28 protein-coding genes and 3 pseudogenes are annotated in these 20,168 nt (G+C 69.1%); 12 read left to right on the top strand and 19 right to left on the bottom strand.

Features of this window, described 5'->3' with window-relative positions; genetic code table 11:
* Nucleotides 1–63: 63 nt before the first annotated feature.
* Nucleotides 64–1,470 (bottom strand): DUF4389 domain-containing protein, encoded by a 1,407-nt coding sequence (locus FHU36_RS46440; RefSeq protein ID WP_185085628.1) that lies wholly within the window; start codon nucleotides 1,468–1,470, stop codon nucleotides 64–66.
* 233 nt (nucleotides 1,471–1,703) lie between these two features.
* Here FHU36_RS46440 and FHU36_RS20940 point away from each other — a divergent pair, with 233 nt between their 5' ends.
* Nucleotides 1,704–2,138: a cupin domain-containing protein gene (locus FHU36_RS20940; protein WP_185085627.1), complete on the top strand. Its 435-nt coding sequence runs from the start codon at nucleotides 1,704–1,706 to the stop codon at nucleotides 2,136–2,138.
* Nucleotides 2,139–2,339: 201 nt separating this feature from the next.
* On the opposite strand, the pseudogene FHU36_RS45770 reads toward FHU36_RS20940, so the two are convergent.
* From FHU36_RS45770 to FHU36_RS20920, 4 genes and pseudogenes are all read right to left on the bottom strand, one after another.
* Nucleotides 2,340–2,540, bottom strand: a pseudogene (locus tag FHU36_RS45770) (tyrosine-type recombinase/integrase); the annotation flags it as partial.
* 185 nt (nucleotides 2,541–2,725) lie between these two features.
* On the bottom strand, nucleotides 2,726–3,229 hold the full coding sequence (locus FHU36_RS20930) for a YdeI/OmpD-associated family protein (protein WP_185085626.1): 504 nt from the start codon (nucleotides 3,227–3,229) through the stop codon (nucleotides 2,726–2,728).
* Between the two features lie 148 nt (nucleotides 3,230–3,377).
* Complete coding sequence (locus FHU36_RS20925) at nucleotides 3,378–3,773, bottom strand: VOC family protein (protein ID WP_185085625.1); 396 nt, start codon at nucleotides 3,771–3,773, stop codon at nucleotides 3,378–3,380.
* 124 nt (nucleotides 3,774–3,897) lie between these two features.
* Nucleotides 3,898–4,311 (bottom strand): VOC family protein, encoded by a 414-nt coding sequence (locus tag FHU36_RS20920; RefSeq protein WP_185085624.1) that lies wholly within the window; start codon nucleotides 4,309–4,311, stop codon nucleotides 3,898–3,900.
* 137 nt (nucleotides 4,312–4,448) lie between these two features.
* On the opposite strand from FHU36_RS20920, the gene FHU36_RS20915 reads away from it, so the two are divergent.
* From FHU36_RS20915 to FHU36_RS20895, 5 genes are read left to right on the top strand one after another with little or no spacing between them, the layout of a single operon-like run.
* Entirely contained in the window at nucleotides 4,449–5,318 is an 870-nt protein-coding gene (locus FHU36_RS20915) for a sigma-70 family RNA polymerase sigma factor (protein WP_185085623.1), read from the top strand.
* On the top strand, nucleotides 5,318–5,779 hold the full coding sequence (locus FHU36_RS20910; protein ID WP_221496488.1) for a VOC family protein: 462 nt from the start codon (nucleotides 5,318–5,320) through the stop codon (nucleotides 5,777–5,779). Before FHU36_RS20915 ends, FHU36_RS20910 begins: the two co-directional genes overlap by 1 nt.
* A 28-nt stretch (nucleotides 5,780–5,807) precedes the next feature.
* Complete coding sequence (locus FHU36_RS20905; protein ID WP_221496487.1) at nucleotides 5,808–6,080, top strand: hypothetical protein; 273 nt, start codon at nucleotides 5,808–5,810, stop codon at nucleotides 6,078–6,080.
* Nucleotides 6,074–6,511, top strand: a complete 438-nt coding sequence (locus tag FHU36_RS20900; RefSeq protein ID WP_185085621.1) for a hypothetical protein — start codon at nucleotides 6,074–6,076, stop codon at nucleotides 6,509–6,511. Before FHU36_RS20905 ends, FHU36_RS20900 begins: the two co-directional genes overlap by 7 nt.
* Nucleotides 6,436–7,008, top strand: a complete 573-nt coding sequence (locus tag FHU36_RS20895; protein WP_185085620.1) for a Tn3 family transposase — start codon at nucleotides 6,436–6,438, stop codon at nucleotides 7,006–7,008. Before FHU36_RS20900 ends, FHU36_RS20895 begins: the two co-directional genes overlap by 76 nt.
* A 53-nt stretch (nucleotides 7,009–7,061) precedes the next feature.
* Here FHU36_RS20895 and FHU36_RS20890 read toward each other — a convergent pair whose 3' ends face one another.
* The 5 genes from FHU36_RS20890 to FHU36_RS43635 are packed head-to-tail and all read right to left on the bottom strand — an operon-like array spanning nucleotide 7,062 to nucleotide 10,772.
* Nucleotides 7,062–7,529, bottom strand: coding sequence for a tautomerase family protein (locus FHU36_RS20890; RefSeq protein ID WP_185085619.1), 468 nt, complete (start codon nucleotides 7,527–7,529; stop codon nucleotides 7,062–7,064).
* Nucleotides 7,530–7,570: 41 nt separating this feature from the next.
* Nucleotides 7,571–8,677, bottom strand: a complete 1,107-nt coding sequence (locus FHU36_RS20885) for an alcohol dehydrogenase catalytic domain-containing protein (RefSeq protein WP_185085618.1) — start codon at nucleotides 8,675–8,677, stop codon at nucleotides 7,571–7,573.
* Nucleotides 8,674–9,339 carry a PaaI family thioesterase gene (locus FHU36_RS20880; protein WP_221496486.1) on the bottom strand — a complete coding sequence of 222 codons (666 nt, stop codon included), beginning with the start codon at nucleotides 9,337–9,339 and terminating at the stop codon, nucleotides 8,674–8,676. The genes FHU36_RS20885 and FHU36_RS20880 overlap by 4 nt, the downstream gene beginning before the upstream one ends.
* A 4-nt stretch (nucleotides 9,340–9,343) precedes the next feature.
* Nucleotides 9,344–10,225 (bottom strand): zinc-dependent alcohol dehydrogenase, encoded by an 882-nt coding sequence (locus FHU36_RS20875; protein ID WP_246502732.1) that lies wholly within the window; start codon nucleotides 10,223–10,225, stop codon nucleotides 9,344–9,346.
* Nucleotides 10,125–10,772, bottom strand: a complete 648-nt coding sequence (locus FHU36_RS43635) for a tautomerase family protein (RefSeq protein WP_221496485.1) — start codon at nucleotides 10,770–10,772, stop codon at nucleotides 10,125–10,127. The genes FHU36_RS20875 and FHU36_RS43635 overlap by 101 nt, the downstream gene beginning before the upstream one ends.
* A gap of 120 nt (nucleotides 10,773–10,892) precedes the next feature.
* Here FHU36_RS43635 and FHU36_RS20865 point away from each other — a divergent pair, with 120 nt between their 5' ends.
* Both FHU36_RS20865 and FHU36_RS20860 read left to right on the top strand, forming a co-directional pair.
* The gene (locus FHU36_RS20865) at nucleotides 10,893–11,477 is read left to right on the top strand and encodes a TetR/AcrR family transcriptional regulator (RefSeq protein WP_185085616.1); all 585 of its coding nucleotides are present in this window, start codon (nucleotides 10,893–10,895) and stop codon (nucleotides 11,475–11,477) included.
* Between the two features lie 165 nt (nucleotides 11,478–11,642).
* On the top strand, nucleotides 11,643–12,560 hold the full coding sequence (locus tag FHU36_RS20860) for a tyrosine-type recombinase/integrase (protein WP_185085615.1): 918 nt from the start codon (nucleotides 11,643–11,645) through the stop codon (nucleotides 12,558–12,560).
* Nucleotides 12,561–12,622: 62 nt separating this feature from the next.
* On the opposite strand, the gene FHU36_RS20855 is transcribed toward FHU36_RS20860, so the two are convergent.
* Both FHU36_RS20855 and FHU36_RS20850 read right to left on the bottom strand, forming a co-directional pair.
* A complete protein-coding gene (locus FHU36_RS20855; RefSeq protein ID WP_185085614.1) occupies nucleotides 12,623–12,865 on the bottom strand; it encodes a hypothetical protein in 243 nt (80 codons plus the stop codon).
* Nucleotides 12,866–13,138: 273 nt separating this feature from the next.
* Nucleotides 13,139–13,495, bottom strand: a complete 357-nt coding sequence (locus FHU36_RS20850; protein ID WP_185087490.1) for an arginase family protein — start codon at nucleotides 13,493–13,495, stop codon at nucleotides 13,139–13,141.
* Between the two features lie 134 nt (nucleotides 13,496–13,629).
* Here FHU36_RS20850 and FHU36_RS20845 point away from each other — a divergent pair, with 134 nt between their 5' ends.
* Complete coding sequence (locus tag FHU36_RS20845; protein WP_312891493.1) at nucleotides 13,630–14,751, top strand: IS630 family transposase; 1,122 nt, start codon at nucleotides 13,630–13,632, stop codon at nucleotides 14,749–14,751.
* Nucleotides 14,752–14,783: 32 nt separating this feature from the next.
* On the opposite strand, the gene FHU36_RS20840 is transcribed toward FHU36_RS20845, so the two are convergent.
* From FHU36_RS20840 to FHU36_RS20820, 5 genes are all read right to left on the bottom strand, one after another.
* Nucleotides 14,784–15,191 carry an arginase family protein gene (locus FHU36_RS20840; RefSeq protein ID WP_221496483.1) on the bottom strand — a complete coding sequence of 136 codons (408 nt, stop codon included), beginning with the start codon at nucleotides 15,189–15,191 and terminating at the stop codon, nucleotides 14,784–14,786.
* 563 nt (nucleotides 15,192–15,754) lie between these two features.
* Nucleotides 15,755–15,934: a hypothetical protein gene (locus FHU36_RS20835; protein WP_185085613.1), complete on the bottom strand. Its 180-nt coding sequence runs from the start codon at nucleotides 15,932–15,934 to the stop codon at nucleotides 15,755–15,757.
* Between the two features lie 176 nt (nucleotides 15,935–16,110).
* On the bottom strand, nucleotides 16,111–16,794 hold the full coding sequence (locus tag FHU36_RS20830; protein ID WP_185085612.1) for a CBS domain-containing protein: 684 nt from the start codon (nucleotides 16,792–16,794) through the stop codon (nucleotides 16,111–16,113).
* A complete protein-coding gene (locus tag FHU36_RS20825; protein ID WP_185085611.1) occupies nucleotides 16,791–17,408 on the bottom strand; it encodes a CBS domain-containing protein in 618 nt (205 codons plus the stop codon). The genes FHU36_RS20830 and FHU36_RS20825 overlap by 4 nt, the downstream gene beginning before the upstream one ends.
* 2 nt (nucleotides 17,409–17,410) lie before the next feature.
* On the bottom strand, nucleotides 17,411–18,085 hold the full coding sequence (locus tag FHU36_RS20820; RefSeq protein WP_185085610.1) for a CBS domain-containing protein: 675 nt from the start codon (nucleotides 18,083–18,085) through the stop codon (nucleotides 17,411–17,413).
* 216 nt (nucleotides 18,086–18,301) lie between these two features.
* Between FHU36_RS20820 and FHU36_RS47050 the strand changes: the two are divergent.
* The 3 genes and pseudogenes from FHU36_RS47050 to FHU36_RS20810 form a co-directional block, all read left to right on the top strand.
* Nucleotides 18,302–18,499: pseudogene (locus FHU36_RS47050) on the top strand (transposase); the annotation flags it as partial.
* Nucleotides 18,500–18,583: 84 nt separating this feature from the next.
* Nucleotides 18,584–18,775 (top strand): annotated as a pseudogene (locus tag FHU36_RS47045) (IS256 family transposase); the annotation flags it as partial.
* Between the two features lie 162 nt (nucleotides 18,776–18,937).
* Nucleotides 18,938–19,573: a hypothetical protein gene (locus FHU36_RS20810; protein ID WP_185085608.1), complete on the top strand. Its 636-nt coding sequence runs from the start codon at nucleotides 18,938–18,940 to the stop codon at nucleotides 19,571–19,573.
* A 101-nt stretch (nucleotides 19,574–19,674) separates the two neighbouring features.
* On the opposite strand, the gene FHU36_RS20805 is transcribed toward FHU36_RS20810, so the two are convergent.
* Together FHU36_RS20805 and FHU36_RS46875 are read right to left on the bottom strand one after the other, a co-directional pair.
* Nucleotides 19,675–19,908: a hypothetical protein gene (locus tag FHU36_RS20805; protein WP_185085607.1), complete on the bottom strand. Its 234-nt coding sequence runs from the start codon at nucleotides 19,906–19,908 to the stop codon at nucleotides 19,675–19,677.
* Entirely contained in the window at nucleotides 19,889–20,122 is a 234-nt protein-coding gene (locus FHU36_RS46875; protein WP_185085606.1) for a transposase, read from the bottom strand. The genes FHU36_RS20805 and FHU36_RS46875 overlap by 20 nt, the downstream gene beginning before the upstream one ends.
* Nucleotides 20,123–20,168: the final 46 nt, after the last annotated feature.

The raw sequence follows: 20,168 nt of genomic DNA, 5'->3' as shown, positions 1-20,168 counted from the left end.
GTCGACCCGTGCCGGATCCGGGCGAGGCCGCGTTGGAGCATCTCGTCGCCGCCGTAGTGGCCTTCAGGGGCGGGGCGTCGGTGCGGTGTGCGTGGTCTCAGGGACGGGGCTTCCGGTCAGGCGGATGCCGAACAGGATGAGCACGACGCCGGAGATCAGCAGGATGCCGGTCGCGACGAACAACCAGGTGGTCAGCCCGTCCAGCCACGGAAGCGTGGCGGACAGCCGGAGGTCGGCCGAGATCGTGGGGCTCGCGTCCGCGTTCATGATCACGATGGCCCACTCACCTGGCTCGATGTCCCATTCGAGGCTCCCGGACCCCGTCGCCGTCCAGAAGGTCTGCGTGGCGGGAGGCGTGGCCGGCTGCCCTCCCGGGTGCCACGTGTAGGCGGTGTCGTCGGGACCCGGGCCGAAGGTCAGGCGGGTGATGCGGTCGTGGCCGACGCCCTTCAGGTAGGTGTCGACGTCGGCCCGGGGACCGATGCCGACGAACAGCGGGTTACCGGCGGTTGACGTCTCGATGCGTACCTTGCCGGTGAAGCTGCGCAGGTACTCCACGCCCTGGCCGCTGATGGCGATCTGGTCGGTGGTCAGCGCGTACGCCGGGGTGGAGACACGCTCGCTGGTCGTGCTGACGAAGCCGCTGCCGGCGCGGGACTGGGCGAGCACCGCCGAGAGCGAGCCGGCCGCGGCGGTGCCGATCCCGCCGAACGCGAGCAGCGCGCCCACGACGATCGCGGCGATCGAACCGGCGCCGTGCCGCACCGGCGCGTGTCGCGGTTGCGGCGGCGGCTCCAGGCGCGGCAGCTCGTGGCCGCCCTGTTCGAGCCGGAACGGCGGGTAGGCGTCGGTCATGAGCGTCGCGTACGCGGCCACCCTGAGCGCCCACCGGTTCATCCCGAGCACGAGGTCGTAGAGGCCGTGCGGGTAGCGGCCGGTGAACAGCAGGGACAGGGCGGCGATGAGAACCAGCAGTCCGATGAGCCCGCCCCAGTCGAGCGTGTAGAGCACGCCGCCGCCGTCAGGCAGGCCGCCGCGCCAGGAGATGACGCTGCCGCTGGTGAACAGGCCCACGATGAGGTAGTGCGGGATGGCCAGCAGCCACCACTTGATCAGCACCAGGCCGCGCGAGAGCCGTTCGGGGTAGTCGATCTCCAGCGTGGCCGGGTAGTCCGGCGCCGGGCCGAGGGTGAAGGGCGGATAGCGGTCGGTCCCCAGGGCGCCGTAGGTGTAGTAGGCCACCCGCCAGGTCCAGCGCAGCACGCCGAGATTGAAGTCGAACAGCACGCGAGGGTAGTGGCCGGTGAACAGGATCGCGAAGAACGCGATGACGGTGAGGACGCCGAAGGCGATCCACAGGAAGCCGAGCACGATGTAGTGGGGGATCGCCAGGAACCATTTGACGATCCAGAGGCCCCGGTTCAGCGGTTCCTCGAGCCGGGCCTCGACTCGTACGGGATGGGTAGCCATAGCTCCAGCGCATCATCATCCCGCACGCGCGCCTGCGGTCGAAAGTCCCCGCCTACGCGCCGATGGACACCTGTCACGGCGGGCGGCGCGGGTCCCGGCGACCTCGCGTATTCAATGCCGAGGGCGATAGCGACGGCGCGGTGCAGGGCGGGTTGACTATCCGGACCGCGGTCCGTTAGTTTGAGTACGCCAACAAGCGGACCATAGTCCAGTTAGGAGCGAGTATGTTTCGGATGGCCATCGCGGCCGCGGCGCTCGCCGTCATGACGGCGGGACCTGCGGCGGCAGTATCGGACCCTGCGTCGGCCCAGGACCGGGTCGTCTTCAAGCACGCGGGCAAGCGTGGCACACCCTGCGAAGGACTCCCCGGCTGCACGTTCGTGCAACTGAAGGGCAACCCGAGGACCGGCCCTTCGGAGGCGATGTTCACGCTCAAGGCCGGTACGCCGTTCGCCCCGCACTGGCACACCAGCCCCGAACACGTCGTCGGCGTCTCCGGCACGATGCTGTGGAACGTCAAGGGCCACAAGACCTACAGGGTGGGCGCGGGCGACTTCCTGTACTACCCGTCCAAGGCGGTGCACTCGGGCCGGTGCGCCCCTGGAGCCGACTGCGTCTACTACGTCTACGACTCCGAGCCGTACGACATCCACCCCGCCGAGCGATAAGCGGCTCACCCTTCGCCGGGCAGTCGCTGGCGCAGCGCGAGGTACTCGCAGCTTGCGGTCCCGCCTGTCCCGAGATCCGGGGAAAGCCGGCCATGAGTCGATCTTGAGTGCGGTTTCGCGGTAGAACCGCGATGAGCGGTCGATCGTGATCAGGTTGAGGACCTCTTCCTTGTCCTTGTCGGAGGGCAGGCTGTAGCGGCGGGTGGTTTCCAGGCGGGCGTGGCCGAGGATCTCGGCGACCAGGACCAGGTCGGTCTTGCCGCGGACCAGCGTGGTGGCGAGCGTGTGGCGCAAAACGTGCGCGGTGGTGAGGTCGCCCAGCCCGGCCGTCTGGGCGATCGTGGCGATGATGCCGCCGGCGGCGCGGGTGGTCAGCCTTCCGCCCTTGGCGTTGAGGAACAGGGGTGGGGCCAGTTGGGGCGTTCGTCGAGCCAGAGTCGCAGCCGCCGCTTCGTAGTCTCGGAAGCACCATGGCGAACGCGGCCGGGCGTGGCTGGCGCCGCAGTCGCCAGGGCGGCTTCGGAGCGCAGCCGGTCAGGGTTGTCGCTGGCGGTGGTGAGCAGTTGCGTGGCTGAAGACCCTCGGGTTCATCCTGAAGAGCCTTGAGCGGGCCTGACCTCTGGTTCGGCGCGGGTGGCGGAGCCCCTTGCCGGCTCCCGGTCCCGCAGCGTTGCCAAGGCCTTCTCGATCCGCCGTATGCGCGTCTCGGGCTTCTTCGCGCTTTCGACGGCGATCACGTGCTCGCGCTTGCGGCTGTAGGCCAGGCGGTCGTAGGCGGCGCGGGCGACCGGGTCGGCGTCCAGGGCGCGGGCGAAGTCCGCGGGCTCGACCACGACAGGAGGCTCGGCATCGATTTCCAGCTCGACCTCGACCTCGTCGCCGGTCACGACACCGGCGGCTTGCCGGTTGGCGTTGCTCAGGCCGAGCAGGTAGCGGCCGCGCATGATGGCGACCCTGCTCTTCCACGAATGCCCGTTGATCGTGATGGTCACCCTCGGCCGCCTGCCTCCACCGAGCGCCTCCACGACCTCTTCGGGAACTTCCAGCCCCATCATGGGCTCCGCAGGCTCGACGTAGGCTCGAAACTTCATGATCTGCTCCCGCTGTCATGCCGGCTCAACTGCGGATCCAGCCAGCCCTGCCGCCGAATACCGGTCCCACGTTCACTAACCGAGGCTATCGCCGTGCCCGGGCTGGTCCCCGGCCTCGCCGGTGTGGCGTGTCCGGGGACCCAGTGGGTCAGGAGGCGGCGTAGGTGGTGACCTTCCACAGATAGCCGTCCGGGTCGCTGAAGTAGCCGAAGTACCCGCCCCACTGGGCGGGGGCCGCCTCCTTGACCACGCTGCCGCCGGCAGCCACCGCGTTGCGCATCATCTCATCCACCACTTCCCTGGAGTCGGGGTTGAAGTGGAACGAGGCGCCGCGGAATCCGGATTCCTCAGCGGAGACGCCGGCGTCCTGTGCCGCCGCCTCCCATTCGTAGAGAGCCAGCCGCGGGGATCCCTCGCCCAGGCTGAAGGAGACGAAATTGCGGGTGTCCTTGTCGATCTTGCAGCCCAGGCCTTCGCCATAGAACTTCTTGGCGCGGGCCAGGTCCTTGACGCCGAGCATGATGGCGCTCACCTGCAGTGACACGGTTCTCTCCTGGTGATTTCGGTGTATGTGCTGCCTGAGCCGGCAGGCCGGACATCCGGGCCGGGCCCGGATGTCACATCGGCGTGGGTCGTCACCCACACTCGCCAGAGCCTCTCCTCGGCGGCTACTCCGCGTAGGGCTGGTCCGTTCCCTGGGCGCTGTAGCCGAGACTCCAGATGTAGCCGTCCGGGTCCGCGAACGAGCCGCCGTACCCGCCCCACGGCAGGGGGCCGGCGGGCTTGAGGATCGTGGCGCCGGCCTTCCCGGCCTCCTCGATGATCTCGTCGACCCGCGCCTCACTACGGACGACGTAGGTGAGGACCAGCCCGCTGAAACCGCTGCCTTCCGGGCTCGTGCCCACCTGGTCGGCCAGGCCGTCGCGGCCGTAGAAACCGACGAGCGAGCCTGCGTCCGATTCGAAGAAGACCGAGATGCCGTAGTCGTCCTTGACCTTCCAGCCGAGCCCCTCCGTGTAGAACTGCTTGGCCCGGTCCAGGTCCCGGACGCCGAGGAGGATCGAGCTGACGTGCGCTTTCATGCCTTGTCTCCGTTGTTCTCGAGGTGTGTGCGCTGCCTGAACCGGCAGGCGTGACATCCGGGCCGGGCCCGGATGTCACATCGGCGTGGGTTCGCCGGTCAATTGGTATGACAGGCCGTGACGGAGGAATGTGACAGATGATCGAGCAGGACTGGCTGAGCGAGCGGTTCGCCGAGCACCAGGGCCGCTTGCACGCGGTGGCCTACCGAATGCTCGGCTCACCCGGCGAGGCCGAGGACGCGGTGCAGGAGGCGTGGGTGCGGGTCAGCCGCGCCGACACCGGGCAGGTGGAGAATCCGGCCGGGTGGCTGACCACGGTCGTCGCCCGGGTCTGCCTGAACATGCTCGAGGCGCGCCGGGCCCGGCGTGAGGAGTCGGCCGGCGCGTTGCCGCCCGAGCCGGCCGACCCGCACGCGACGAGCATCCACCCGACCGGCCAGGCCGGCCCCGAGGACGAGGCGCTGCTGGCCGATTCGGTCGGTGTCGCGCTGATGGTGGTGCTGGACACGCTGACTCCCGCCGAGCGGCTCGCGTTCGTCCTGCACGACGTCTTCGCTGTGTCGTTCGGCGAGATCGGGTCCATCATGGACCGCTCCCCGGCGGCGGCCCGGCAACTCGCCAGCCGGGCCCGGCGCAGGGTGCAAGGAGCGGCCGGGGCATCCGACGCCGCGCGATCACAGAAGCGGGAAATCGTCGCCGCCTTCCTGGCCGCCTCCCGAAACGGGGATTTCGCCGCCCTGCTCGAGCTGCTCGATCCGGACGCCGTGGTCGGCGAGGTCCGCGGCGGCCACGAGGTGGCGGCCTTCTTCGCCGGACGAGCTCAGGCCGCCCGGCTGGCTCTGGTCGACGGCGTTCCGGCGGCCGTCTGGTCGCACCGCGGCCAGCCGAAGGCCGTCTTCACGTTCACCATCGGCGACGGGAAGATCACCCGCATCGCCATCGACACCGACCCGGACCGGCTCCGCGACCTCGACATCGTCTTTCTTCGCGCCAACAAGGAGCAGTGATGAGCCACACCCCCCGAACGGTCGTCCGTAGCGTGACCGGCTTGAATCTCAAGCTCTCGTCCTGCACTCTCGCGGTCCACGACGTTGACGAGGCGCTCGGCTTCTACCTTGACGTGCTCGGCTTCGAGGTACGCGATGACGTCGAATTCGAGGGGATGAGGTGGGTGAGCGTCGGCCCGCCGTCGCAGCCGGACGTGCAGATCTTCCTCGAATCACCCGGCGCGGACCCGGGTGTCTCGCCGGCCGACCGGCAGGCGATCGAGGACCTGCTGGCCACGGGCCTGCTGGGTCGTCTTTCCTTCGTGACCGACAACTGCGACGCCACCTTCGAGCACCTCGAGGCCGCGGGCGCCGATGTGATGCAGGAACCGATCAACCAGCCCGACGGCGTCCGCGACTGTGCCTTCCTCGATCCCTCTGGCAACATGCTGCGATTCACGCAGCCGCGGCAGGCCGGTTGAGGGACTCCTGGACGAGGCCGCCAAGGTGTTGCCGCGGCTGCTGGACGGACGCAAGAAGAAGGTCACCGAGGCCGACATCGACGCCGGCCCGGTGACCGGGTCGTGGAAGCGGCTGGTGCACCGGCCCGGCCCGCACGGCAGCACCGTGGACAAGAACGCCTGCACCATGTGCGTGCTGACCCAGTTCCACCGCCACCTCAAGCGCCGCGACATCCACTCCCATGCCTCGGCACGCCGGCGCGACCCGCGCGCCGAATTGCTGACCGGGGACGCCTATATGGCGGCCAGGGCAAGGTGCTGACCGGCCTTCGGCTGCCCGCCGACCCTGCCACGCTGCCGGCCGAGAACGCGCTGGTGCTGCACATGGCGCTGCGGGACGTGTCGCAGCGGGTGGGCGGCGAGGGCGGGCTGAGCGTGGACGCCGAGGGGCGGCTGCACGTGGCCAGGCTGGTGGCGCTGCCCGATCCAGCGTCGTTGATCGACCTGCGCAAGCGGGTGGCCGGGATGTTGCCGCTGGTGGACCTGCCCGAACTGCTGCTGGAGACGATGGGCCGGGTGAAGGGATTCGAGGCAGCGTTCACCTCGGCGGCCGGCGGGGTGAGCAAGCTGGCCGACTTCGACATCTCGGTGGCGGCCTGGTGGCCGCGATCGACGGGATGCGGTTCGTGGTGCCGGTCCCCTCGATCTACACCCGGCCCAACCGCAAGTACTTCGGGAACAAACGCGGCCTGACCTGGCTCAACATGATCAACGACCAGGGGGTGGGGCTGGGCGCCAAGGTCGTCACCGGCACCGTCCGCGACTCGCTGCGCATGATCGACGTGCTGTTCCGCCGCGACGGCGGCCCCCGTCCCGAGGTCATCGTCACCGACACCGGGTGCTACTCGGACGCGGTGTTCGGCCTGGTCCACCTGCTGGGCATGCAGTCCCGGCCCGCGCTGGTCGACCTGCCCGACCAGATGGGCTGGCGGATCCAGGGACGCCGACTGCGGGCCGCTGACCCGGTTCGCCCGCGGCAAGATCGACCTGGACAAGGTGCGGCGGCGCACCGTCGACCAACAGATCCACTTCGATGCCGAGCACCTCTCGGCGATCGTGCTGCCCGTCAGATCTACCTGACAAAGGTCGCCGTCGTGCCCGGCGGCGAGCTGTCGTCCTCTGGTGACCGGGTGGTCTCCGCTCATCGGGCATCGGAATCCTCCCGCGCTCCCGACCGGTCGACCTCGTAGCGACCGGGACGCGGCCGGGACGATGAGCGGGCAGGTCTGGGCAGGCGCCGGTGTCACAGGAGTGCGGCACGGATCGCTGCGGCTCGTTCGGGGGTGAAGACGCCGGTGTTGAGCATGTCGTGGATGGAGGTCACGCTCCCGCTGGAGCCCCAGCTGCCTTCGTCGATGGTGCGGAAGTTCACCCACCAGGTCGGGGCGGGGGTGTCAGTTCCGCAGGCTTGGGCCATGGCGGCCAGGACGCGCTCGATGACCTCGGCGCGGACCTTGGGATTCCAGTCGGCGTCCATGACGGCGATGTCGATGTGCATGATGTCCTGGCCGGAGTCGGCGGCCAGGACGCCGCCGATGGCGATCATGTCGGTGGCGCGTTCGACGAAGTGGACCTGGAAGCCGACGCGGGCGAGTTCGACGAACTGGCCGATCTCCGGGACCAGGACCGCGTCGGTGAGGGTACGGGCCAGGGTGCGGCGCTGTTCCAGGCTGAGGCGCCCGGCGGTGGCATTCACGGTGATCACTGTCATGGTGTTGTTCCCCTTCTGCGGTGTCCCGGTCGGCGCGGGGCTCAGGTGAGCCGGGGCCGTTGCAGGACGAGCTTGGTGGTGCGGGCGGTGTAGGCGGCGGGCGCGTCGTCCCAGTCGGCCAGCAGGGTGGTGACGCGTTCGGCTGGGAACGCGGTGCGCTGGAGGAAGTCCAGCAGGGCGGGGAGGGCGGCGCGGGCGTGGGAGACGCCGATGCGCAGGGTGGCGTCGGTGGCATACATGCGCATGAGGGGGACGCGGGTGCCGGTGGACAGGTAGTAGCCGACGGCCGTGCAGATCCCGCCGGGCGCCAGGGAGGTGATCGCTCGGCGTAGCCCCGGAGCACGGGAGGTGGCCTCGACGACGATGTCGTAGTCGCGGCGGACGGTCTGGATGACGGTCGCGCCGAGGGATTCGGCGATCGCGCGGCGTTCGGGATCACTGTCGAGGTAGTGGACGGCCGCGGCCCCGTGAGCGGCGGCCAGACCGGCGGCGTACAGGCCGATGCTCTTGGCTCCGCCGCCCAGGACGAGCACGGAGCCGCCGTCGCGTTCGGTCAGCGGCGCCACCACGGCGCGCCAGGCGTCGGCGAGGTTGTCGCTGGCGGCGGCGACCCGCAGGGGCGGGATGTCGTCGGGGACGGGGACGAGCATGTGGTCGGCGTGCGGGACGCGGATCCGGTCGGTGATCATGCCGCCCCAGGGGCCGCTGGAGGGCCCGAAGCCGTAAGCGGCCAGCGTCCCGTCGGACATGGTGGTGGCCATGGTGGCGCACTTGGAGGTGAGGCCGCGGCGGCACTGTGGGCAGGCCCCGCAGGAGATCGCCCACGGCACCACCACCGTCTGGCCGATGCGGACCTGCCTCACGCCGGGTCCGACGGCGACGACCTCGGCCACGCATTCATGGCCGATCGCAAACGGCCCGCGGAAGGGGACCTTCCCGCAGATGGCGCCGACGACCGGGTCGACCAGCCCCAGAGCCATTCCGGCCTGGAGCGCCCGGGAGACCGGCTGGTGGATCGGCAGGGTGTCACCGTCGCAGCGTCCGGCCAAGAACGGCCGGACGATCGCGTCACTGTGCTCGGCCAGGACGGGCTCGGGTCGTTTCCGCCAGTCCAGGCGCCCGCTCCGCACGAAAATCAACTCTTTCATGCGGGGTCCCGCAGGCTGGGGAACAACGCGCGTGCCTGGTCGGGCGCTGGGGCGAAGAAGACCGCTTCGGCTTCCACCAGGACGGTGCGCGGCGCCGCAGTGGTGGCGATCGTGCCGTGTACGAGATTTGTGCGGCCGTGGCGTTCGGTGACGCGGGCGGTCACCCGCAGCGGGGTCTCCAGCACGACCGGCCGCTTGTAGCTCAGATTCAGTTCGATGGTCATGCCCGGCTGCCCGGCGTAGCTGCAGGCCCAGCCCATGACCTCGTCCAACAGCAGGGCGCTGACACCGCCGTGCCCGTAGCCGGGTGGGCCCTCGTGGGCGACGCCGAGCGTGCAGGTTCCCACAACGGCCCCATCATCGACCGTCTCGATTTGCAGGGGTGGTGCGAGCGGACTTCCGGCCCCGGTGACCGGGCTGTACATGCGGATTCCGCCGGGGAACACATCCACCTCGGGCACCTCGGCCCGGCCGCGTGGCCGGACCGTCAGCAGCGCGGTCAGATGCTGCGCCTCCTTTGCGGCGAGCAGCAGGACCTCGTCCGGTGCGCCGGTGCGGACGGCGGCCTCCACCAGGGCCCGCAGGTCGGCGCCGAGCGCGGCGATCGCTGTTCGACGGTCGTGCAGCGCGTCGGTGGCGGAAGGGGGGTCCAGCGGGGACAACAGTTCACTCCTGGGGAAGGTCGCGGACGAAGACGGGTTTGAGGTGGCGTTCGGGGAGCGCTTGGGGGAGCTGCTCCCAGTCCAGGACGGTGGACACGACACGGGCCGGGGCGACCAGGCCGCTGGCGGCCAGGCCGAGCGCGTCGGGGATGTGGGTGCGGACGTTGTCGCGGGCGATCCGCAACGTCACACCGGTCAGGTACATGTCGAGCAGGGGCAGCTCACCGGGGCGGAAGTGGTTGCCTGCGCTCTCGCACATGCCCTCCGGCACCAGGCAGCGCAGGGCGAGCGTGAGCTGGTCGACCCGTCCGGTGGCCTCCACCGCCAGCTCGAAGCCGTGGTGGACCGGTTCGATCGCCTCGGCCGTCCGGGCGCCGTAGCTTTCGGCGATCTCGCGGTGCGCCGGATCCGGGTCGACGTACAGGACGTCGGCGGCGCCGAGCGCGCGGGCGATGTCACAGACGTACAGGCCGATGCTGCCGCGGGCGATCACCAGCACCCGGGAGTGCGGGCGGGCCTGGAGATGCGGTGCGACCAGGCGGTAGGCCAGGGACCAGTTGTCGCTGGCCGAGGCCATCGCGACCGGGTCCAGCCCGGCCGGCAGCGGCACCAGCATCGTGTCCGCGTATGGAACGCGCACCAGGTCGGAGAACAGGCCGCCCCACGCGCCGCCGATCGGCGCGCCGTACATCGCCATGTGCGGGACCGCCGAGCAGTGCGCGGTCAACCCGGCCGAGCAGTGGTCGCACCGGCCGCAGGAGATCGACCAGGGGACCACGACGAGATCACCGGGCGTCACACCTGCGGCGTCTCCGACCTCGACGACCCGGGCCACGCACTCGTGGCCGATCGGGAACGGCGGCTCTATCGGACCGTGCCCGGCCAGGATCGCCGAATCGACATCGCACGGTGTGGCCGCGACCGGTGCCACGATCGCCTCCCGGTCGGAGCCCAGCTGCGGATCCGGAGCCTCCCGCCACTCGACCCGCCGCCGTTCGACGTAGGTCAACCCACGCATCGGCCCCGCCCGCGGCCAGCGCTTTGAGGTCCGCGTACCGGATCACCGATCCGCCGGCACCCCAGGTTCCGTCCGCCTGCTCGTGGATCAGCACCCACACCCGCAGGGCCTCGGACTGGCCCAACCCCGCTGCGGCCAGAATCACCTTGGTGACGTCCTCCACCAGGCCGCTCTTGCGCCGCTCCGACAGCGCGCCCGCCGGGACCGTGACCTCGGCGAGAATACGCGGCTGACCGTCCTCGGCTGTGACCTGGGCGCCCTCGGGCAGCTCCAGCAGGTAGCTCCACGCCTGGGCGCGGAAGAACGCCGTGTCCGGCGCGCCCTCCCAGCACAGCAACACCCGCGCCAGCTCGGCCTGAACGCCGTCGCGGCCCTCGGCCGTCAACGCTTTGGCCGGGACGGTGAGCCTGATCATCGGCATAACGCAACCTCCGGTCATCTTCGGGAGACATGCCCCTCCCGCGGTTATAACGATCGTTATAACCACAGTTCACGGTACTCTATAACGAGCGTCATAAACAAAGGGGGACGTCAGATGCCACGGCACGAGCCGCAGACACGAGAGCGGATCATCATGGGCGCCGCCGACCTGATCCGCCGCCGCGGACTGGCCGGAAGCACCGTCCGCGACCTGGCCACCCACTCCGGCGCCCCGCTCGGCTCGACCTACCACTACTTCCCGCGCGGCAAGCAGCAACTCGCCGCCGAAGCCGTCCGCTACGCCGGCGACCTCGTCTCACGCTCGCTGAGCCGCGAACTGCAGGCCGGGCCGATCGCCGGGCTGCGTGCCTTCCTCGCGCTATGGCGCCAGATCGTGTTCGACAGCGACTTCACTGCCGGCTGCCCCGTCCTGGCCGTCGCCGTCGAGGAACCTCCCGCCGACACCGACCCCGAAGCGATCAACGCCGGCGCTGACGTCTTCACCGCCTGGGAGAACCTGCTCGCTGGCTCCCTCCACGACCACGGCGTACCAACTGGGCAGGCCGCCCAGCTCGCGACCCTGATCGTCGCCGCCGTGGAGGGAACCGTCGCGATGTGCCGCGCCAAACGCGACATCGCCCCCCTCGACGCCGTCGCAGCCCAGCTCGAAACCCTGATCACCACCACGATCCGCACGTGAGCGGGAGCTCCGAAAAGTAGACCGGCTCCCCGACAGGTCGCGTGACAACTGTTCATCCGGCAAGGCAGGTCCCGAGAGCGGGACGCGACCTGGGCGGCAGCAACCGAGCGCGGGCGGCTCGTCTCCCGGTTATCTGGCAACTAAGGGAACGAGGCGGGTGCACACATGGATCCAGTCATCGCCGAACGGCTCGGACACCACCACCCGCTCGCGGCGCACCTGGACGACTTCCTCACCGACCACCGCAACGCCGCAGCCGCCCCGTACACCGTCCGCGCCTACCGTGGAAACCTGCTCCATTTCGCCGCCCATGCCGGCGAACCGATCGGCGAACTCACCGCCGCGACGGTCCGCGCCTACCTGACCGACGTCGCCGACCTGGCGGCCGCCAGCCGCAAACGCAAACGCGCCGCGGTCGCCTCCTTCTGCACGTGGGCGGTGCGCCACGACCTGCTGGCCGCCAACCCGATGGACAAGATCGACGCCATCAAGGTCCCCAAGACCCTGCCCCGCCCGGCCGCCGCCACCGACGTGGCCAAGGTGCTGGGCACCATCCGCTCGCGACGCCCCCGAAAAGACGTCCCCCTCGACCGGCTGCTGTTCGAGACTGCCTACACCTGCGGCGCCCGCGCCTCCGAATCGTGCGGGCTGTATGTGGAGGACTTCGACCTGCGCCAAGACGACGAACACGCCCGCATCCACGGCAGAGGCGGCACCGTACGCACCGTACTGCTGGACGATCGCGGCTACGTCGCTCTGGTCAAGCTGTACCTGGCCCGTGCCGGATACACGTCGGGGCCGATGTTCCGCGCCTCCATCAACGGCACCGGCGGTCCGCTGTCCTACGACGCCGCCCACCACCGCTGGAACAGCTACTGCCAGCAGGCCGACGTCGAGATCGACATCCACCAGCTCCGCCACGCCCACGCCACCGAACTCATCAACGCCGGCGTCTCCCTCGAAGCCGTCCGCCGACGCCTCGGCCACGCCAACGCCGAGACCACCCAGCTCTACACGCTCTTGGACGACAAGGTCGCCGACACCGAGATCCGGGCGGCACGACGACGCCGTGACTGGCGTTGACCTCGCCCAGAACCGACACCTGCCCTGCTCCAGCAACGCCCCAGACGCATCGGAACGAAAGGTCACGCCAACGTCAGCCGCCACGGCCCACTAGCGCGGATCTTCGTTCCGATGCTGACGGCGGCCGAACGGTGCACGGCCACCGTGTAGAGCGCCGACAGCGGCCCCATGCTGTTCTGCCCGTAGTGGTATCCGAGCTGGTGGTAGGCGAGCGCGGCCAGTGAAGACACCACCAGCACCGCGAACGGGGCCGCCAGCGGCAGGTTGACCACGGCGGGAAACCGCCGGAACAGGGACGGCGCCACCGATCACCAGAGGGTGCCAACCCGCGCCCCGCATGCGTACGTTCAACCTTCGACTGACATCGACTACCGCAGAAGGTTGACGCCGCTTCACCTGGGCCTCCTCCAGCAGCGCCCTCGCAGTCTTACGGGTGTAAGGGTAGCGTCGACCGTGTCCTTGCACATGTGAAGAACGGTGCGGCCGGCCCGCGCCGGCACGTAACGGGAACGGTGTCATGCCCAGGGGCCACCTCCATCGCGATAAGGGCCGATGGAGGACCGAGGATAAGTCGACCGTCAGCGCGTCAGCACGGCGCCCAGCAGGCGGATCACATCGGCCTCGCCGGGGTTGACGTCGTCGCTGGATGGCGCGTGTTCGGTGATGGCTGCCCCGATGACCTCGTCCACCTGGGAGATGAGGTCGATCAGTCGCTGCGGCTGCACGCCGTTCGGCTCCGGGTAGCAGGTTGCGCCGAAAGCGGTGGGCTCCAGGACGTCGAGGTCGATGTGGACGTACACGGGGCCGCGCAGACCGTCGAGTGCGCGCTCCAGGTCGTCGACGCCATATCTGCGCAGGCCGGTCTTTGCGAGGTACTCGTGCTCGGACGCGTCACCCGCTCGCTCTCCGGCGATGATCACCTGATGGGGTGCCAGCGGTTGCTCCGGCGTGAGGCCGGTCGGCCCGTCTCCTAGTGCTGTGACCGGAAACGATCACCGGGTTGGCGTGTAGAGCGTCCCTGCGGGTTGGATGGGTGCTGATCACGTTCAATCGGCGCTCGGGAGGCCAGGTGACGCAACCGGTCAAGGTCCGCAGACTCACGGACCCGGAAGGGCAGAAGCTGCAGCGCATCGTACGGCGCGGCACGATGAGCACGGTGCGCTATCGGCGGGCGATGATCCTGCTGGCCTCGGCCGGCGGCAACACCGTCCCGGTCATCGCTCGGCTGGTACAGGCCGATGAGGACACCGTGCGCGATGTGATCCACCGCTTCAACGAGATCGGCCTGGCCTGCCTGGACCCTCAGTGGGCGGGAGGCCGTCCCCGCCTACTGAGTCCTGACGACGAAGACTTCGTCACGGCGACGGCCACCACCCGACCTGCCAAACTCGGCCAGCCCTTCACCCGCTGGTCCATCCGCAAACTCCACGACTACCTGCGCCGCCTGCCCGGCCGCGCCATCACCATCGGCCGCGAAACCTTACGCACCCTGCTGATTCGCCACGGCATCACCTTCCAGCGCACCAAGACCTGGAAAGACTCACCCGACCCGGACTTCGAGACCAAACTCGACCAGATCGAGTACGCCCTCACCCGCCGGCCCGAACGGACCTTCGCCTTCGACGAGTTCGGCCCGCTCGGCATCCGCCCCACCGCCGGGACGGGCTGGGCACCTGCCGGCGCGCCGGACCGATTGCCGGCCACCTATCACCGCACTCACGGCGTGAGGTACTTCCACGGCTGCTACTCCGTCGGCGATGACCTGCTGTGGGGCATCAACCACCGGCGCAAGGGCAGCGAACCCACCTGGTCAGCCTTGAAGTCCATCCGCGCCGCCCGCCCGGACGGCGCCCCGATCTACGTGATCATGGACAACCTGTCGGCGCACAAGAACCGGCGCATCCGCGCCTGGGCGGACAAGCACAAGGTCAGGCTGCTGTTCACCCCGACGTATGCGTCCTGGGCCAACCCGATCGAGGCTCATTTTGGACCGCTGCGCCAGTTCACCTTGGCCAACTCCAACCACCCGAATCACACCGTCCAGACCCGGGCCCTACACGCCTACCTGCGCTGGCGCAACGCCCACGCCCGTCACCCCGACGTGCTGGCCGCTCAACGCCGCGAACGCGCCCGCATCCGAAGCGAGAAGGGCATCCGCTGGGGAGGTCGGCCTCTGGCTTCCGCAGCCTGAAGCCTGTTACCCAACCCGGTGATCGTTTCCGGTCACAGCACTAGCAGAGCACGCACCACCATCCCGTGGAAGGCGCCCGATGGCAGCGTGTGAGGGCTGTAGACGTCCGGGTGGGCATCGATCCACAACACCGTCAAGGCATCCCCATAGCGAGCGTGGGCAGTGGCGATCGGCGGGATGTCGACCGCGCAATCGCCGCCGACAGTGATCACACGGTCGTCGATGCCGTCCAGTGTCTTCTGCGTCAGCCGCTGGTTCTCCACGAGCACGTCGTACGCGCGGATCCCGGCGGCCTTGTCCCCGCTCGTTTCAAGCACCGGCACGGTCACCACCGTGTCTGCCGGAACGAGCTCGGAGGCACGGCGAGCGCCGGCCATCAGCCGCGGTGCCCTGCTCGACGCCGATCCTTGCCATTGTGGTACGCAGAGTACGGTCGTCATGCGGTGACAATACGAGATATCAGAATCAAGATCTAGATCTCTCTCTTGTTTCATCAAGGAAATTTCCGCCAGATCGGCGCGACGGCAGGAATCCATGCGGCAGGTTCTCGTCACCCCCCGAATGCCTTCCGCGTCAGAGTCAATGAACCAGATCCGGTCCGAAACACCTATCGGCCGCGAGTGGTTGATCACTCCCGTGGAAGAGGTTGGCGCAGGTGGCAGGACCCAAGCAGTCCCCGTCGCAGGCGAGTCAGGCAGATAGACGTAAGCAACTGGGGCCGTCGGTGAAGTACCAGGTGTTCGTCGAGGTGCTCACCGGCCATGCCACCCAGGGCGAGGCGGCCGAGAGGTACGGCGTGAACCGGATGACCGGGCGCGGACGGGTGGGGATGCCTGGAGGGCCGCGGGAGATGGAACCCCGGCTCGGAGCCAGGCGGGGGATATGCCGTCGCCTCTCCTGTCGTGCGAGCCGGCCGGTCAGAGCACGGAGCACGTTTCCGCCTGAGGCTCTCTGATTGTTTTACGCCGTTTGCCCCTATCGGTCTGCCGTACGAAGCGGATCATCACCGGCCGGCGTGGGGCGGTTCTCCGGGCTCGTCGCCGGAGATGACGACGATCTCCGGGTTGACCTGGTCCGGCGCCTCGGGTGCCCAGCGCTGCCACGCGTCGATCAGGTCAGGGTGATCAGCGGGCCGTCGCGGCTGCGGGGTCCTGGTAGCCGGACCGAGTGGGGATGCCGGCATCGGGCTGGCGGGTGTGTCGCGCCGGCACGTGTGGTGGGTGGTCACGACCGCGGGCCGAGTCCAGTCCGGCGAAGCGGATCACGCCGTCGCGGGACGATGGGGCCCACGACGGCGTACCCGCGCTACCACAGTGCCCTGATCGCGGGCCCAGCGAGTCCGGGACGGCCGGTTCGAGGTCAGGCGCCGCCCCAGACGGGCAGTTGGACGATGTCGTCGTTCTTCCAGCTGAGGTCGTCGTGCACGGCGACGACGCCGTCGATGTTCTCGGCCAGGCGGACGGCCTTGATCGCGTGGCTGTGCTCGTCGACCGTCCCCGACAGGGTGACCACGCCCTCGGACACCGAGACCCCCAGCTCACCGGGGATGACCTCGTGGATCTGGCGTTCGATGTCGGAGTCCCGGCGCAGGAAGACCTTGATCAGGTCGCGGCGGCTGACTATGCCGACCAGGCGGCCGCTGTCGTCCACCACGGGCAGGCGCTTGACGCCGTACTTGTCCATCAGCCGTGCGGCCAGCACGACGGAGGCGTCCGCGGTGGTGGTGTGAGCGGGTGAGGTCATCAGCGCGCCGGCGGACTCGCCGAGCGCCTTGTGGAAGCCGCTGCCCTCGCTGCCGACGGTGCGGCGGATGCGGGCGCGCAGGGGCGGCATGTATCCGTCGCCGTAGTAGCGCTCCTTGAACTCCTCCTTCGCCAGCAGGTCCGCCTCGGACACGACGCCCTTGACCCGGTTGTCGTCGTCCAGTACGGGCACGCCGCTGACGCCACGGCTGATGAGCAGGTCCGCTACGGTGTGGAAGGAGTCGTTCTGGTTGACGGCGGCCACGTCGGTGGTCATCACGTCCTGGACAGTTGCTCTCATGGCGATCTCCTGAGATTCCTGACCCGGACGATACCGGGCACGGTGCGGGCGAGCAGATCGGCGATGTGGTCGGCGATGTGGTCGGCGTTCTCGTGGGGTGGCCCGGTCAGCTCCGCCACCCCGTCGTGCACGGCGACGTCCCAGCTCGGGCCGGAGGGATACTGTTCGCGCAGCGCGGCGATGACCGCCTGGCGCAGGTCTTCGTCGGGGCGGGCCAGCATCGCCATCAGGTCGCGGCGGCTGAGCATGCCCACCACGGCGTCACCTCTGACGACGGGCAGGCTCTTGATCCGCTTGTCCACCATGAGGTCGATGGCGGTGGTGACGTCGGTGGTCTCGGTGACGGTGACGACGTCGCCTGTCATGACCTCCATGACGCGGCGCGGCGGCGGTTCGTCCGGGGGACTGGCGGGCCTCACAGTGGCGCGGGGGTCGGGCCCGAACTCGCCGCGCAGCAGGTCCAACTCGCTGACCACGCCGACGAAGTGGTCGCTATCGTCGACGACGGGGGCGGCGGTGATGTCGTGGGCGTACAGGACCCGGATCGCCCGCCGCACCGGGTCGGCCCGGCGGACGGTGATGGCCGGGCTGCTCATGACCTCACGGACGAGCATGGCTACCTGGCATCCCACGTGCTGTCGTCCTGCTTCCAGGTCAGCTTGTCGACGACGTCCACCACGCCGTTGACCCGGGCGCTCATACGGGCGGCGATGCCGGTCTCGGTGCGGCGGTCCATCCAGCCGGACAGCGTCACAACGCCCTGGTGCACCTCCACCTGGACGCCGTCGGTGTCCACCCACAGGGCGCGGTCGAGGATTTCGTCGCGGATCTCGGCGGCGATCTCCTCGTCGCCCCGCAGGAACAGTTTGACGAGGTCGCGGCGGCTGACGATGCCCTGCAGGCGGCCGTCGTCGTCGACGACGGCGAGCCGCTTGACGTCGTGGGCTTCCATGACACGGGCGGCCGAGACCGCCGACGCCTCAGGAGAGATGGTGATCGCGGGGCTGGTCATCAGCTCGGTGGCGGTGTCGCCGTCGGCCTTCTGCCGGCCCTTGGGGTGGCGCAGCCGGGCGCGCAGCGGCGGGCGGTAGCCCTCGCGGTAGAACTCCTCGCGGAATTCCTCCTTACGCAGCAGGTCGGCCTCGGACACCATGCCGATCACGTGCTGGTCGTCGTCGACGACCGGGACGGCGCTGATGCCGCCCGCGATGAGCGCCTGGGCGATGTCCTTGAAGGGGGTGGTGGCGGTGACGGAGACGACCTTGCTGGTCATCACGTCCGCGACGGTCATGCGCATGATGGTCGGCTCATTTCTCGCTTCTGTGGGCTTCGGCTGCCTTCATCACATCTCGCGAGAGAGCCATGGATTAGGGGAGGAAGTCCCGAGCGGGGTAGTCGTTGGTCAGTGGAGGCGGCCCGCAGGCAGGCGTCTCGGCCAGGGCCTGTATGGAGTTGACATCAGTGGGATCGGCTGCGCTGCGGTTTCCGGTCCTGACAGGCCATCGCGATGGCGCGTGGAGACCTCACCGAGGACGAATGGTCCTTGATCGAGCCTCACTTGCCGCTGGGAGAACGAGACCCGATCCCCGACCTGCGACAGCAGTTCAACGCGGTGATGTGGCGGTTTCGGACCGGCAGCCCGTGGCGGGTTCTTCCCGCGGAGCATGGGCCGTGGTCCACGGTCCGGTCGTGGGCGACGACGGGCGTCTTCGAGCAGTCGATGCAGACCGTGATCGCTGAGGCCGCGGCTCGTGCGGCGTATCGACGCCTTCCCGAGGTCTGGGGCGGCCGCGGCGAAACCTCGTGCGTGTCCCTGGTCTGAGCCGTGCTCGACCGCGCCGCCCGAGGTTGGCGCGGCTTCACCCTGACCAGCAAGGGCCTGCGCATCCTGCAGGACCTCCGCCGCGCACTACTCCACCCACCCACACAGCTCCGCCCGACCGGCGACCCGGCCTTGGCAACTGTGACCGAGGCCGCCTAAGATCCACCCACGGCACCTACCTCGTCGAGGCATTTACACCGCTCCGAGGACGCGCCCCGTTTGCGGAAGGCAGAGGGCGCGGGGCACGGTAAACGGATGACGGGTACGATAGGCGGTCCGATGGTACAAGACACGACGTCGCGCCAAGCGATTGACTTACGGGTGCACCGCTGGCTGATGATCGTTGGGGCGCTCCTCACCGCCGTCGCCCTTCTGCTGTTGTCGCTGCTCCCAAGCGCGCCTTCCGAGGCGGTCGCAATGGCGGCGTGGGTCGAACGCGGTCACTCGCTACTGTCGTGGAGCGACGAACTGCTGTTCTTCGCGGTCATCTGCTGGGGAGCCGGTGCCCGCGGCCTCTTCGGCGCGCGCAAGCCCGAACCGTCGGTGCGGATCAACGTGGGAGTGACCGCTCTCACGACCGCCCTCGTCGCCCTCGTCGTCCTACTGCTCGAGGTGGGGCGTCTGGTCTACCCGGTGTTTGAGATTCAACTGTCAGCCGAGGTTCTAGCCCTGGTCGTCAGCTCGACGTTCGGCGCCCTGCATCTGGCGTTCCTAGGTTTCGCCGTTGCTGCGGTCGCGCTCAGCTGGTCGACACGCGCCGGACTGATCGGGCGAGTTGTCGGCATCTTTGCCGCAGCCGCATTCATCGTCGGCTCTTTCCCCTGGCTGACACCGAACTGGTGGAACTCATTGGTCGCGGTATCGGTCGCCGCGTGGGGCGTGTTCCTCGCCCTTGCTACCGTAACTCGCACCGAGAATCCCGGCGACGCAACGGACAGGATGAGTACCACCGTCTAGGGGCCTTCCTCGCGCCCGACGAGCTGAACGTTCCCGCTGAGGTTCATCCCTCGCAAGGGCGGTCAAGGATGGGATCCAGGGCCTGTTCGGAGTTCGGATCTTCAGCGGGAACGCAGGCTCCGGATCCACAAGATGGCTCCGCGTAGGTGGAGGCCTTCGCCCCTTTGGTGCAGCCCCCTTTCCTCGTCGGCGGCCTTCTCCAGCGCCGTCATCAGCTCACCGTCCATCACCATTCCCGCGGCATGGTGATGCGCGCGGGCCGTGGTGGAGTCCACGTCGACCAGATCGAGGTCGACCTCACCACGAGCCGCGGCGTCAGCGATCACGGTCTGCATCGACTGCTCGAAGACGCCCGTCGTCGCCCGCGACCGGACCGTGGGCCACGGCCCGTACTCCGCGGGCACATCTCCGCCACGGGCTGCCGGTCCGAATCCGCCACATCACGGCGTTGAACTGCTGTCGCAGGTCGGGGATCGGGCGTCGTTCTCCCAGCGGCAAGTGAGGCTCGATCAAGGACCGCTCGTCATCGGTGAGGTCTGCACGCGCCATAGCGATGGCCTGTCAGGACCGGAAACCGCAGCGCAGGCGATCCCAC

The organism is Nonomuraea muscovyensis (assembly GCF_014207745.1).
In the GTDB taxonomy this organism is placed as follows: domain Bacteria; phylum Actinomycetota; class Actinomycetes; order Streptosporangiales; family Streptosporangiaceae; genus Nonomuraea; species Nonomuraea muscovyensis.
This window is presented reverse-complemented; position numbering and strand designations above follow the sequence as displayed.